The sequence below is a fragment of the Methylobacterium sp. WL116 genome, from assembly GCF_008039455.1.
In the GTDB taxonomy this organism is placed as follows: Bacteria; Pseudomonadota; Alphaproteobacteria; order Rhizobiales; family Beijerinckiaceae; genus Methylobacterium.
The window spans coordinates 1-13,356 of the sequence record NZ_VRUV01000073.1 but is presented as its reverse complement, the minus strand read 5'-3'; the positions used below and the strand labels follow the sequence as shown (position 1 = coordinate 13,356).

10 protein-coding genes are annotated in these 13,356 nt (G+C 70.8%); 5 read left to right on the top strand and 5 right to left on the bottom strand.

The features are described from left to right. A partial coding sequence (locus FV223_RS08570; RefSeq protein ID WP_147726420.1) for a tetratricopeptide repeat protein occupies nucleotides 1-188 on the bottom strand: 188 nt, incomplete at its 3' end. Nucleotides 189-265: 77 nt separating this feature from the next. Between FV223_RS08570 and FV223_RS08565 the strand changes: the two genes are divergently transcribed. The 3 genes from FV223_RS08565 to FV223_RS08555 are packed head-to-tail and all read left to right on the top strand — an operon-like array spanning nucleotide 266 to nucleotide 3,530. After that, nucleotides 266-1,318, top strand: a complete 1,053-nt coding sequence (locus FV223_RS08565; protein ID WP_147726419.1) for a ligase-associated DNA damage response exonuclease — start codon at nucleotides 266-268, stop codon at nucleotides 1,316-1,318. After that, nucleotides 1,315-3,066: a cisplatin damage response ATP-dependent DNA ligase gene (locus FV223_RS08560; protein ID WP_147726418.1), complete on the top strand. Its 1,752-nt coding sequence runs from the start codon at nucleotides 1,315-1,317 to the stop codon at nucleotides 3,064-3,066. Before FV223_RS08565 ends, FV223_RS08560 begins: the two co-directional genes overlap by 4 nt. Beyond that, nucleotides 3,063-3,530 carry a secondary thiamine-phosphate synthase enzyme YjbQ gene (locus tag FV223_RS08555; RefSeq protein WP_147726417.1) on the top strand — a complete coding sequence of 156 codons (468 nt, stop codon included), beginning with the start codon at nucleotides 3,063-3,065 and terminating at the stop codon, nucleotides 3,528-3,530. The genes FV223_RS08560 and FV223_RS08555 overlap by 4 nt, the downstream gene beginning before the upstream one ends. Before the next feature lie 207 nt (nucleotides 3,531-3,737). Here FV223_RS08555 and FV223_RS08550 read toward each other — a convergent pair whose 3' ends face one another. The 3 genes from FV223_RS08550 to FV223_RS08535 all read right to left on the bottom strand — a co-directional run bounded on the left by FV223_RS08550 (nucleotide 3,738) and on the right by FV223_RS08535 (nucleotide 10,112). Further along, nucleotides 3,738-5,273, bottom strand: a complete 1,536-nt coding sequence (locus FV223_RS08550) for an efflux transporter outer membrane subunit (protein ID WP_147726416.1) — start codon at nucleotides 5,271-5,273, stop codon at nucleotides 3,738-3,740. Between the two features lie 320 nt (nucleotides 5,274-5,593). Then, entirely contained in the window at nucleotides 5,594-8,740 is a 3,147-nt protein-coding gene (locus FV223_RS08540) for a CusA/CzcA family heavy metal efflux RND transporter (RefSeq protein ID WP_147726415.1), read from the bottom strand. A gap of 34 nt (nucleotides 8,741-8,774) precedes the next feature. Continuing rightward, the gene (locus tag FV223_RS08535; protein ID WP_147726414.1) at nucleotides 8,775-10,112 is read right to left on the bottom strand and encodes an efflux RND transporter periplasmic adaptor subunit; all 1,338 of its coding nucleotides are present in this window, start codon (nucleotides 10,110-10,112) and stop codon (nucleotides 8,775-8,777) included. 512 nt (nucleotides 10,113-10,624) lie between these two features. On the opposite strand from FV223_RS08535, the gene FV223_RS08530 reads away from it, so the two are divergent. After that, entirely contained in the window at nucleotides 10,625-11,626 is a 1,002-nt protein-coding gene (locus FV223_RS08530; RefSeq protein WP_147726413.1) for a GTP-binding protein, read from the top strand. Nucleotides 11,627-11,661: 35 nt separating this feature from the next. Here FV223_RS08530 and FV223_RS08525 read toward each other — a convergent pair whose 3' ends face one another. Continuing rightward, nucleotides 11,662-11,961 carry a hypothetical protein gene (locus FV223_RS08525; protein ID WP_147726412.1) on the bottom strand — a complete coding sequence of 100 codons (300 nt, stop codon included), beginning with the start codon at nucleotides 11,959-11,961 and terminating at the stop codon, nucleotides 11,662-11,664. Nucleotides 11,962-12,127: 166 nt separating this feature from the next. Here FV223_RS08525 and FV223_RS08520 point away from each other — a divergent pair. After that, the coding region (locus FV223_RS08520; protein ID WP_147726411.1) for an O-antigen ligase family protein at nucleotides 12,128-13,356 on the top strand (1,229 nt) is incomplete at its 3' end.

The window sequence follows — 13,356 nt, the reverse complement described above, 5'->3', positions numbered from 1 at the left end:
GCCCCGGCGGCGTAGCGCGCCTCGCGGGCCCGCCCGAGCAGGACCCAGGCGGCGGCGAAGCGCGGGGCGCGCTCGAGCGCCTGCTCCGCCATCTCGGCGGCGCCGACGCAATCGCCCTCGGCCAGGCACGCCTCGGCATAGGCGAAGCGGCGGTCGGCCAGCAGGTCGCCGGAGCCGGTCTGGGACATGGTGGGGATCGATCCGGGTCTCGTCGGGACGACGCCCTATATCACCCCCGATCCCATCCACCGTCACCACGGGACCGATGACGCTTCGCGCCGGCGACCTTCTCACCCTCACCCGCGAGGGGCTGTACTGCCCGCTCGGGCGCTTCCACGTCGACCCGACCTGGCCGGTCGAGCGGGCGCTGATCAGCCACGGCCATGCCGACCACGCCCGAGCCGGCCACGGCAGCGTGCTGGCCACCGGCGAGACCCTGCGCATCATGGCGGTGCGCTACGGCGAGGACTTCTGCCGTGCGCGCCAGGAGGCGGCGCTCGGCGCGCCGATCCGCATCGGCGACGTGACGGTGCGGTTCGCCCCCGCCGGCCACGTGCTCGGCTCGGCGCAGATCGCGATCGAGGCCGGGGGCGTGCGCGTCGTGGTGTCGGGCGACTACAAGCGCGCGCGCGACCCGACCTGCCTGCCGTTCGAGGTGGTGCCGTGCGACGTGTTCATCACCGAGGCGACCTTCGGCCTGCCGGTGTTCCGCATGCCCGACACCGCGGCGGAGGTGCGCAAGCTCCTCGATTCCGTGGCGCTGTTCCCGGAGCGCGCCCACATCGTCGGCGCCTACGCACTCGGCAAGGCGCAGCGGGTGATGATGCTTCTGCGCGAGGCCGGCTACGATCGGCCGATCCACCTGCACGGGGCGATGGAGAAGCTGACCGAGCTGTACAAGCGCGAGGGCTTCGCGCTCGGCGAGACCCCCAAGGTGGCGGCGGCCGACCGGGCGAGCCTGAAGGGGGCCATCGTGCTGTGCCCGCCCTCGTCGATCCAGGACGTGTGGTCGCGAAAATTCCCCGATCCCGTCACGAGCTTCGCCTCGGGCTGGATGCGGGTGCGGGCCCGCGCCCGCCAGAAGGGCGTCGAGCTGCCGTTGGTGATCTCCGACCACGCCGACTGGCCGGATCTCTGCCGCACCATCCGCGAGACGGGGGCCGGCGAGGTCTGGGTGACGCACGGGCAGGAGGACGCGCTGGTGCACTGGTGCGGAAGCCAAGGGATCAAGGCCAAGCCGCTGCACATGCTGGGCTACGGCGACGACGGCGAGGCCGAGCCGGCCGCCGGGGACGCAGCCGAAGAGGCCGCCGCGTGAACGAGTTCGCCGAACTCCTCGACCGCCTGGCCTACGAGCCGCGCCGCAACGCCAAGCTGCGGCTGCTGCAGGATTACTTCGCCCGCACGCCCGACCCGGAGCGCGGCTACGCGCTCGCGGCGATGACCGGCACCCTGAGCTTTCGCGAGGCCAAGCCCGCGCTGATCCGCGGCCTCGTCGAGGCCCGGATCGACCCGGTGCTGTTCCGGCTCTCGCACAACTACGTCGGCGACCTCGCCGAAACGACCGCGCTGATCTGGCCGGGGCCCGTCGCGGACGCAGCGCCGGCCCCCTCTTCCGAGCGGGAGGGGGGGGCGGTCGGCGCGCCCGGCCCCGGCCACAACAACCCGCCCCCGCACGTGCCGACGCTCGCCGAGGTGGTCGAGACCCTGTCCACCATCCGCAAGGCCGACCTGCCCGGCCACCTGGCGACCTGGCTCGACGCGCTGGACGAGACCGGGCGCTGGGCGCTCCTGAAGCTCGTGACCGGCAACCTGCGCGTCGGCGTCTCGGCCCGGCTCACCAAGACCGCGGTCGGCGCGCTCGGCGGCCACGAGGCGGACGCGGTCGAGGAGGTCTGGCACGGGCTCAGGGCGCCGTTCGAGACCCTGTTCGCCTGGGCGGAGGGGCGCGGCCCGCGGCCCGAGACCCTGAACCCGGCCCCGTTCCGGCCGCCGATGCTGTCGCACCCGATCGAGGAGGAGACCGACTTCGACAAGCTCGCCCCGGCCGACTTCTCCGGCGAGTGGAAGTGGGACGGCATCCGCGTTCAGCTCGTCGGCGGGCGCGACGCGGCGGGCGAGCCGGTGGCGCGGATCTACTCGCGCACCGGCGAGGACATCTCCGGCGCCTTTCCCGACCTCGCCGAGGCCGTCACCTTCACCGGCACGCTGGACGGCGAGCTGCTGATCCTGCGCGAGGGCCGCGTGCAGAGCTTCAACGTCCTGCAGCAGCGCCTCAACCGCAAGGCGGTGACGGGCAAGCTGATGGAGGAGTTCCCGGCCCATGTGCGCGCCTACGACCTGCTGACCGCCGACGGAGAGGACCTGCGGGCCCTCGGCTTCCTGGAGCGGCGCGCCCGGCTGGAGGCGTTCGTGGCGACGCTCGACCACGCCCGCATCGACGTGTCGCCGCTGGTGCCGTTCGCGACCTGGGACGATCTCGCGGCGGCGCGGGCCGACCCGGCCGCGGTCGGGGCGGGCGACGACGCCGACGCGATCGAGGGCGTGATGCTCAAGCGCCGCGACAGCCCGTACCTGCCCGGCCGCCCCAAGGGCCCGTGGTGGAAGTGGAAGCGCGAGCCGCATCTGGTCGACGCGGTGATGATGTACGCCCAGCGCGGGCACGGGAAGCGCTCGTCGTTCTACTCCGACTACACGTTCGGGGTGTGGCGGGACGGCGCGGGCGGCCCCGAGCTGGTGCCGGTGGGCAAGGCGTATCACGGCTTCACCGACGCCGAGCTGGCCAAGCTCGACCGCTACGTCCGCAACCACACGGTCAAGCGCTTCGGCCCGGTGCGCGAGGTCGGCTACGGGATGGAGGGCGGATTGGTGCTGGAGATCGCCTTCGAGGGCGTGCAACGCTCGACCCGGCACAAGTCGGGCGTCGCGATGCGATTCCCCCGCGTCAGCCGCATCCGCTGGGACAAGCCGGCGGCCGAGGCCGACCGGATCGACCTTCTGGAACGCATCCTGGCGCGGGGCGAGCGCGAGACGATGCCGGGCACGACCCTGGAGACGACGGAATGAAGCGCGGCACGGTGGGACCCGTCGAGACCCTGTTTTCGGGCGAGATCCGGCGGCAGGCCGGCGCGCGGCTGACGATCGCGACGCCGGGGCCGGGCTTCACCGAGTTCACGGACGCGGTTGCCGCCTTCGTGCGCGGCAGCGGCGTCCGCGACGGCGTCGCCACGGTGTTCTGCCGGCACACCTCGGCCTCGCTGACCATCCAGGAGAACGCCGACCCCGACGTGCAGGCCGACCTGATGACGGCGCTGGACGGTCTCGCCCCGCGCCACGTCGCCTACGTCCACGGCGCGGAAGGGCCGGACGACATGCCCGCCCACATCCGCACGATGGTCACCGATTCCGCGCTGACGATTCCCGTGCTGGACGGCCGCCTCGCCCTCGGCACCTGGCAGGGCGTGTACCTGATCGAGCACCGCGACCGGCCGCACCGCCGGGAGATCGTCCTGGCGGTGGCGGGGGCTTGAGGGCGGATCGCCCCGCGCGTCCGTCTGTTCGAGCGGGGATGACCGTGCCCGCTCCGTCATTCCGGGCTCTGCTTCGCAGTCCCGGAATGACGGCGTGGGTGTGATGTCGATCGCAGGCGGCTCCGGCGATGACGGCACCATGCCGATATCGCCCCTGCCACCTCGCGCGTCCGCCAAGCTCCGGATCGGCGGCTGCGCCGAGGCCGCCTAGAGAAACTTCAGCGGGTCGGTCTCGGGCGGGGGCGGGGCGACGTCGGCGCGGTTCCACCAGCCGCCGCCGAGCGCCTGGAACAGGGCCGCGGTGTCGGCGTACTGCGTCGCGCGCGCGCCGGCCGAGGTGACGAGCGCCGAGAGGTAGCCCTGCTGGGCGATCAGCACCTGGGTCGAGTTCACGGCGCCGGCCGAGAACTGCTTGCGGATCAGCTCGAGGCTCTGGCCGGTGGCCTTCTCGGCGGCCGAGGCGGCGGCGACCGCGCCGGCGTCCGCCTGCAGCGCGCGCAGCGCGTCGGCCACGTTCTGGAACGCGGCGATCACCACCGCGCGGTACTGGGCCTGGGCCTGGGTGAGCGTCTCCTCGGAGGCGCGCTGGCGGCGATAGAGCGTGCCGGCGTCGAAGATCGGCGCGGTGGCTTGGCCGAGGATGGTGAAGAACCCGGCGCCCGGGTTGGCGATCTGCGCGAGCCGCACCGCGCTCGAGCCGCCGGCGCCGGTGATCGCGAATTGCGGCAGGCGGTTCGCCACCGCGACGCCGATGCCGGCGCTGGCCTGCTGCACCAGGGCCTCGGCGGCCTTCACGTCCGGCCGCTGCTGCACCAGGCGCGAGGGCAGGCTGACGGGCACCTTCGTCGGCAGGCGCAGGGCCGCGAGGGTGAAGGTCTCGGCCACCTCCTCGCTCGGGAGCCGGCCGGCGAGCGCGGTCAGGAGGTTGCGCTGCTGCGCCAGCTGCTTCTCCAGCGGCGGCAGCAGCTGCTGCGACAGCGACAGGGCCGCCTGCTGCTGGATCACGTCGGCGCCGGCGATCTGCCCCAGCGAGAGCTGCTTGTTGTAGAGGGTCAGCACCTCGGTCTGCGCCTGGATCACCCGCTTGGTCGCGTCGATCTGCGCCCGCAGTGCCGCTTCCTGGATCGCGGCGGCGACGACGTTGGCGGTGAGGCTGAGATAGGCCGCCTCGAGCTGGAAGCGCTGGTTCTCGGCGGTGGCTTCCAGGCCCTCGATGGTGCGGCGGTTGAGCCCGAACACGTCGGGATTGAAGGCCACCGTCACCTGCGGGGTGTAGAGGCTGTAGAGGTAGTTGTTCTGGTTCTGCAGCGGCGATTGCAGGTCGAGCCCCGGCGCCTTGGCGCCGAGCGCCTGCGGGTTGGCCGAGAGGGACGGGTAGAGCGTGCCCTTCTGAGCCAGCACGTTCTGCTGCGCGATGCGCAGGGAGGCCTGCGCCGCCTCCAGGTTCGGGTTGTTGGCCAGCGCCTCCTCGACGAGGCGGTTCAGCGCCTTCGAGCGGAACAGCGTCCACCACTGGCCGGGGATGTCGGCGCCGGAAACGAAGCTCTGGTCGGCCGAGCCGCCCTGCCGGGTGGCGACCTTGTCGGCCGCGCTCGGGTTCGCCAGCGGCTCGCGGGTGTAGCGCGCGACCGGCGGGTCCTCGGGCGCGACGTAGTTCGGGCCGACCGCGCAGCCCGACAGGGCCAGGCTCGCGGCGAGGGCCACGGCCCGTGCGGACCGGCGGTTGAGGGCCGTCTCGATCATGACGCTTCCGACGCGGGACGCGCGCGCGACGGCGCCATCCTCCGCCCGGTAGAGCGCCGCGGGGGCGGCGCAAGTCAATGCGGCGGGCGGCGTCGCCGGCGGGGAGGCCGAGCGTTGTGGTGCCGGCGCCACGGCTGCGAGGACGAGCGCGCTTTGCCCTCCCCCCTCTGCAGGGGAGGGTGGCCCGCGAAGCGGGTCGAGAGAGGGGAGCGACCTCTCCGGACATGGCTCTCCCCTCTCCCGACCCTCGCTGACGCGAGGCCCACCCGCCCCCGCAGAGGGGGGAGGGAAGGGGCGCGGCAACGTCCTGATCAAAACCATCACGCCGCCGCCCGGTGCACGGCCGGGGTCGCGAGCGGGTTCGGCCGGCGGCGCGAGAACAGCGAGATCAGCACCGGCACCACCACCAGGATCAGGTTCGGCGCGAGCAGGATGCCGCCGACGACGACGAGCGCCAGGGGCTTCTGCACCTGCGAGCCGATGCCGGTGGAGACCGCCGCGGGCAGCAGGCCGACGCAGGCGGCGACGCAGGTCATCATCACCGGCCGCATCCGCACGATCGAGGCGTGCCAGACGGCCTCCTTGCGCGGCCAGCCCTCCTCCATCAGCTGGTTGTAGTAGGCGAGCAGGATCACGCCCTCCATCGTCGAGATGCCGAACAGGGCGATGAAGCCGATCGCCGCCGAGATCGAGAACGGGGTGCCGGTGAGCGCCAGCGCGAAGATGCCGCCGATCATCGCCATCGGGATCACCGACAGGCCGAGCAGCATGTCGGCGACCGAGTTGAAGTTGATGAACAGCAGCAGCGCGATCAGCACCAGGGTGATCGGCACCACGAGGCTGAGGCGGGTGACCGCGTCCTGCAGGTTGGTGAACTGGCCGACCCATTCGAGGTGGTAGCCTGCCGGCAGCGTCACCTCGTCGGCGACGCGCCGCTGCGCCTCCAGCACGGTGCCGCCGAGGTCGCGCCCGCGCACCGAGAACTTGACCGGGATGTAGCGCTCCTGGTCCTCGCGGTAGATGAACGAGGCGCCCGAGACGAGGTCGACGTCGGCGATCTCGGAGAGCGGCACCTGCACCACGCCGCCGTTCGGGTTGGCGGCGCCGATGGTGATGTTGCGGATGGTGGCCAGCGAGGAGCGGTACTCGCGGGCGAGCCGTACCCGCATCGGAAAATGCCGGTCGGAGCCGTACTCGTAGAGGTCGCCCGCGGTCTGGCCGCCGATCGCGGCGGCGATCGTGGTGTTCACGTCGCCGATCGAGAGGCCGTAGCGGGCGGCCTTGTGGCGGTCGACATCGATGCGCACCGTCGGCTGGCCGAGCGAGGCGAAGACCGAGAGGTCGGTGACGCCGGGCACGGTGGCGAGCACCGCCTTCACGTCGTTGGCCGCCTTGGTGATCGCGGCGAGGTCGGTGCCGTAGACCTTGACCGAGTTCTCGCCCTTCACGCCCGAGGCCGCCTCCTGGACGTTGTCCTCGATGTACTGGGAGAAGTTGAACTCGATGCCGGGGAACTCGGCGTCGAGGCGCTTCGACAGGCCGGCGATGAGCTGCTCCTTGTCGAGCCCCTTGCGCCATTCGTCGATGGGCTTGAGCGGGGCCAGGATCTCAACGTTGAAGAAGCCGGTGGCGTCGGTGCCGTCGCTCGGCCGTCCCTGGTGCGAGATCACGGTGACGACCTCCGGCACCTCGGTGAAGATCTTGCGCAGCCGCTCGACGTAGGCGTTGCCGGCCTCCAGCGAGATCGAGGCCGGCATCGTGCCGCGCACGTAGAGGTTGCCCTCCTCGAGCTTGGGCAGGAACTCGAGGCCGAGGTTCCGCGCGGCCAGCCCCGAGACCAGCAGGATCGCCACCGTCACGGCGATCGACAGGATGCGGTTGCGCAGGCCGAAGCCGAGGATGATCTCGTGGCCGAAGCGCAGCACCTTCACGATCAGGGTGTCGCGCTCCTCCACGTGCCTCGGCAGGATGACGGCCGAGAGCGCGGGCGAGACCGTGAAGGTCGCGAGCAGGCCGCCTACCAGCGCGTAGGCGTAGGTCTTGGCCATCGGCCCGAAGATGTGGCCCTCGACGCCCGACATCGTGAACAGCGGCAGGAAGCCGACGATGATGATCGTCGCCGAGAAGAAGATCGCCCGGTTCACCTCCGAGCCGGCGATGGCGATGGTGCCGAGCCGCCCGGTGAGGCCCCCCGGTGCGGGCTGCCCTTCCGTGTGGTGCGGCTCGGCCAGGTGCCGGAACACGTTCTCGACCATGATCACGGTGGCGTCGACGATCAGCCCGAAATCGATCGCGCCGAGCGAGAGGAGGTTCGCCGAATCGCCGCGCACCACCAGGATCAGGATCGCGAAGCCGAGCGCGAAGGGGATCGTCGCCGCCACGATGATCGCGCTGCGCAGCGACCCGAGAAAGAGCCACTGCACCACGAAGACCAGCACCACGCCGAAGACGAGGTTGTGCATCACCGTGTGCGTGGTGGTGTGGATCAACCCGGAGCGGTCGTAGATCCGCTCGATCTTCACGTCCGGCGGCAGGATCGTCGAGGCGTTGATCTTCTCGATCTCGGCCTCGACCCGCCGGAGCGTCGGCAGGCTCTGGCCGCCGCGGCTCATCAGGACGATGCCCTCGACGATGTCGCTCGAGCCGTCGTGCCCGACGATGCCGAGCCGCGGCGCGTTGGAGACGCGCACGTCGGCGACGTCCCGCACCAGCACGGGCGTGCCGTTGACCTGGGTCAGCATGGTGTCGCGGATGTCGTCCATGTCGCGGATCAGGCCGACGCCGCGGACCACGGCCGACTGCTCGCCGACGTTCAGCGTCTGGCCGCCGACGTTGATCGAGGAGTTGTTCAGGGCCGAGACGAGCTGCACCAGGGTCATGCCCTGGGCCTGGAGGCGGTTGAGGTCGACCGCGATCTCGTACTCCTTGGCCTTGCCGCCAAAGGCGGTCACGTCGACGACGCCGGGGATCGCCTTGAAGCGGCGCTGCAGCACCCAGTCCTGCAGGGTCTTCATCTCCGCGGAGGAGAAGCCCTTCGGCCCGACGAGCTTGTACCGCATGATCTCGCCCACCGGGCTCGTCGGCGAGATCTGCGGCGTGGCGCCGTTCGGCAGGGGCGGGGCCTGCGACAGGCGGTTGAGCACCCGCTGCAGCGCCTCCTCGTAGGTGAACTCGTAGTTGAACTGCACCTTCACGTCGGACAGGCCGAACAGCGAGATCGTGCGCACCACCTGCGCGTTGGGGATGCCGGCGAGCGCCACCTCCAGCGGAATGGTGATGTAGCGCTCGATCTCGTCGGCCGACTGGCCGGGATTCTGGGTGATCACGTCGACGAGCGGCGGGACCGGATCGGGATAGGCCTCGATGTTGAGCTGGGTGTAGCTGGCGTAGCCGAGCGCCAGCATCACCAGGAAGCCGAGGCAGACCAGCACGCGCTGGCGCAGCGAGAAGACGATCAGGCTGTTCATCGCGTCGGGTGCCCTTCCGGCGGTTCCGGTCCGGTCAGGACGCCTTGTCGCCCGACGCGGCGCGGTCGATGAACAGCGCGCCGCGGGTGACGACCTCCTCGCCGGCGGCGAGCCCCTCGACGACCTGGACGTTGTCGCCGTTGACCAGGCCGAGGCTGACGCCGCGCGCCGCGATCGCGCCGTCGGGCCGGGCGACCCAGACGTGGGCGCTCGCGCCCTCGTAGACGACCGCGGCGAGCGGCACGGCCGGCGAGGGCTGGGGCTTGCCCGTGATGATGGTGAAGGTGGCGAACATCTCCGGGCGCAGCGACCGATCCGGGTTGTCGACCTCGCTGCGCACGGCGAGGCGCCGCGTCGCCGGATCGAGGCTCGACGACATGTAGTTCACCCGCGCCTTGAACACCCGCGTGCCGAAGCCCGCGACCCGCGCCTCGACCTCCTGGCCGATGCGGATTTTCGGGATCTCGCTCTCGCGCACGTTGGCGATCAGCCACACCGTGGACAGGTCGCCGATGACGAAGGCCGGGTCGCTCGAGGTGGTGAGGTACTGGCCGATGCCGACCTTGCGCTGCACGATGGTGCCGGCGATCGGCGCCTGGATCTGCGTCTCGGCGCTCATCGTGCCGTTCTTCTCGTAGGCGGCGATCTCCGCGTCGGTCTTGCCGAGGAGCTTGAGGCGGTTGCGCACCGCGTCGAGGGAGGCCTGCGCGGTCTTCAGGTCGCTCTGGGCGGCGATCACGTCGTTCTGGGCCGACTGGTAGTCCTTGAGCGCCACCGCCTTGGCCGCGAACAGCTCCTGCTGGCGGGCGGCGATGGTCTGGTCGAGCTTGAGCAGAGCCTGCTGCTTCTGGATGGTGTTGAGCGCGCTCTGGTAGTCGTTCTGGGCCTGGACCATGTCCGTGGCCTCGATGACGAGGAGCACGTCGCCGACCTTCACGTCGTCGCCCGCGCGCTTGAGCACCTTCGTGACGCGGCCGGAATAGGGCGAGGCCACCGGCACGTTGTCGTCGTCGTTCAGCGCGATGCGCCCTTCGGCCGAGCCTTCCGGGCGGAAGGTCATCGTCGCCACCGGATGGATCTCGAAGGTGGTGCGCTGCTCCGGCGTCGGCCGGAAGATCCGCTCGGCCGAGGAGGGCGGGGCGTCGGCCTCGCCGGTGTCCTCGCCCTTCGTGCCGCCGAGAATCCCGCGCGCGTAGGTCGTCACCGTCTCGAGGAACCCGTGCACCGGCTGCGGGAACACCGCGACCACGGCGACGGCGGCGACCACCAGCGACAGCACGACCGCGATCGGCAGCAGTCCCTGGCGGCGCGGGCCGTGCGCCCGGGCCGCCGGCGCGTCGGTGTCGGGATCGAGTGGCGTGCGGGCGTCCATCGCGCTGTCGTCTTCGGGTCGAGGGAGGTGCTTGATGGTTGTGGGCCGGTGCGGAGCGGTCGAACGCGGGAACCCGTCCCGATGCATCGAACCGATCGATGGTGCTTTTCTAAGGCAGGCCCGGGACGGGCGGCTCCCCGAGGCGCCGATATCCCGCGCATCCGGGCGGCACAATGGCCCGGCGGTGCGGAAGCGCGGACGGGAGGCGATCGAGGCGGGTCGAGGCGATCACGTTCGGGATATCGGGCTCGCGGGACATCGGGCTCGTGCGTGCGGTCGCCCGCGCGGTCCGCGGCGAGGCCGCGACCGGAAACGGCACCGCTTGGTCATGGCCATGGGTCGTGGCAGGTCTTCACGACGGTCTCGCGACGGAGCCGCATGCCGGCCGCGGGAGGCGGGGCGGCGTCCGCTCGGGTGCTTCCATCCGCGGTCCGATGATACGATATGACATGTCATCGGCGGCCCGGCGCGAGCGCGGGCGCCCACCGCATCACCCGTCGGAAGAGTCGCCCATGTCCGGATCGCAGAGCCCCGCCAACGCCGAGTCGGTCACCTCCGAGAAGATCCCGGTCACCGTGCTGACCGGCTACCTCGGCGCCGGCAAGACCACGCTGCTCAACCGCATCCTCACCGAGAACCACGGCAAGCGCTACGCCGTGATCGTCAACGAGTTCGGCGAGATCGGCATCGACAACGACCTCGTCGTCGGCGCCGACGAGGAGGTGTTCGAGATGAACAACGGCTGCGTCTGCTGCACCGTGCGCGGCGACCTGATCCGCATCATGGACGGGCTGGTGAAGCGCCGGGGCAAGTTCGACGCGATCATCGTCGAGACCACCGGGCTCGCCGACCCGGCCCCCGTCGCCCAGACCTTCTTCGTCGACCAGGACGTCGGCGACGCCGCCCGCCTCGACGCCGTGGTGACGGTCGCCGATGCCAAGTGGCTGTCCGAGCGCCTGAAGGACGCGCCCGAGGCCCGCAACCAGATCGCCTTCGCCGACGTGATCCTGCTCAACAAGGCCGACCTGGTCTCGGAGGCGGACATGGCGCGCGTCGAGGGCGAGATCCGCGCGATCAACCCCTACGCCAAGCTCCACCGCACCACGAACTGCGACGTGCCGATCGACGCGGTGCTCGGACGCAACGCCTTCGACCTCGGCCGCATCCTCGACCTCGAGCCCGACTTCCTCGAGGAGGGGCACCACCATCACCACGACGGCGACATGCAGTCGTTCTCGGCCCGCATCGACGGCCCGGTCGACCCGGAGAAGTTCATGCCGTGGATCTCGAACCTCACCACGATCCAGGGCCCGGACATCCTGCGCTGCAAGGGCATCGTCGCGTTCCCCGACGAGCCGCGCCGCTTCGTCTTCCAGGGCGTGCACATGATCCTCGACGGCGACCTGCAGGCCGAATGGAAGGCCGGCGAGGACCGCTCGTCGCGCGTCGTGTTCATCGGCCGCAAGCTCGACGCCGAGGCGATCAAGGGCGGGTTCCTGGACTGCGCGGCCTGAGGCTTATGCGAAGCGGATCATGGTCGACGCGGGCGTCATGATCCGATCAGCTTGACGAAGGCGGCACCGGCGCCGAAGAAGGCCGCGCCGGCCGCCATGCCGGAGAGCGCGATCTGCCAGGGTGCGAGCATCCTGTCGCGCTCGAGTTTCCGCGCCTCGTGCTCGAGCTTCCTGGCTTCGTGCTCGAACTTCTTCGCTTCGAGCTCGAGCTTCATCGATTCGGCCATGAGCTTCTTCTGCTCGGCCACGAACTTCTCGCTTTCCTCGCGTTGCCGACGGATACGGCCGATCAGTTCTTCCAGATCCGGGGGAAGCGGTGTTGCGGTGTCGGCCATCGGGCTTGGTCCTCGACGTCGCGATGATCGAGGCACGATAGGCGTTCGCTCCCGACCGGTCGAGCGCGCCGCAGGCGCCCGTCAGCCGAATATCAACCTTTCCGTCCCATGAAGGACCCGTCGTCGTGCGGGCCCGCGTTCCAGGCTCGCGGAGCCCGCGTGAGCCATGGCCAGCACCGCCGTTCCGGGCTTCGTCCTGCCGCAGGTCGGCCGGGTCCCGCTGATCCGGGTCGTCCACGGCTTCGCCGGCGCGCTCCTCGCGGCGTTCGTGTTCTTCGCCTGCTTCGCCTTCTCCGAGACCTCGCCCTACGACGTGATCGCGATCCCGACGATCCTGCTCTGGGCCTGCCTCGGCATCCGGCTGCACCGTGGGGCGGTGCCGCTGGTGGTGCTGCTGCTGCTCTATCTCGGTGCGATCGTCGTCGGCCTGATCCCGTTTCTCGACGAGGACTTCCCGGTCACCTGGACGATCCAGCTGATCTACCTCTCGGTGACGGGCGTCTTCTTCGTGATGTTCTTCTCCGACGACACCCAGGCCCGCATGGAGCTGGCGCTCAAGGCCTACACGGCGAGCTGCGTGTTCTCGGCCACGCTCGGCATCGTCGGCTACCTGCAATGGCTCGGGATCGAGGACCTGTTCTACAAGTACGACCGCGCCTCGGGCACCTTCCAGGATCCGAACGTGTTCGGCTCGTTCCTGACGCTCGGCGCGCTCTACCTGATGCACGGCCTGATCACGGCGACCGCCCGGCGCCCGGTGCTCGCGCTCGCGGGCCTGCTGATCATCCTGGTCGGGATCTTCCTGTCGTTCTCGCGCGGCTCGTGGGGCGGCACCGTCGTCGCCACGCTGCTGATGGTCGGCTCGGTCTACGCCTCCTGCGGGTCGGCGCGGCTGCGGCGGCGCATCGTGCTCCTCAGCCTCGCGACCCTGGCGCTCGGCGCCGTCGCGATGGCGGCCCTGCTCTCGGTCGACAGCGTCCAGAAGATGTTCGCCACCCGCGCCGCGGTGAGCCAGGACTACGACGAGGGCGAGACCGGCCGCTTCGGCAACCAGCTCCGCGGCATGGAGATGCTGCTCGAGCGCCCGCTCGGCCTCGGGCCGATGCACTGGCGCCTGACTTTCGGGCTGGAGCCGCACAATTCCTACATCGGCAGCTTCGCCAACGGCGGCTGGCTCGGCGGCGCGGTCTTCCTCGCCCTCGTCGCGGCGACGGGGTTCGTCGGCTTCCGCCTGCTCGCCCGGCCCTCGCCGTTCCGCGCGCACGCGCAGATCGTCTGGCCGGCGCTGCTGATGTTCTTCCTTCAGGCGCTGCAGATCGATATCGAGAAGTGGCGCCACGTCTACATGATGCTCGGCATGGTATGGGCGCTGGAGGCGGCGCGCCGGCGCTGGGC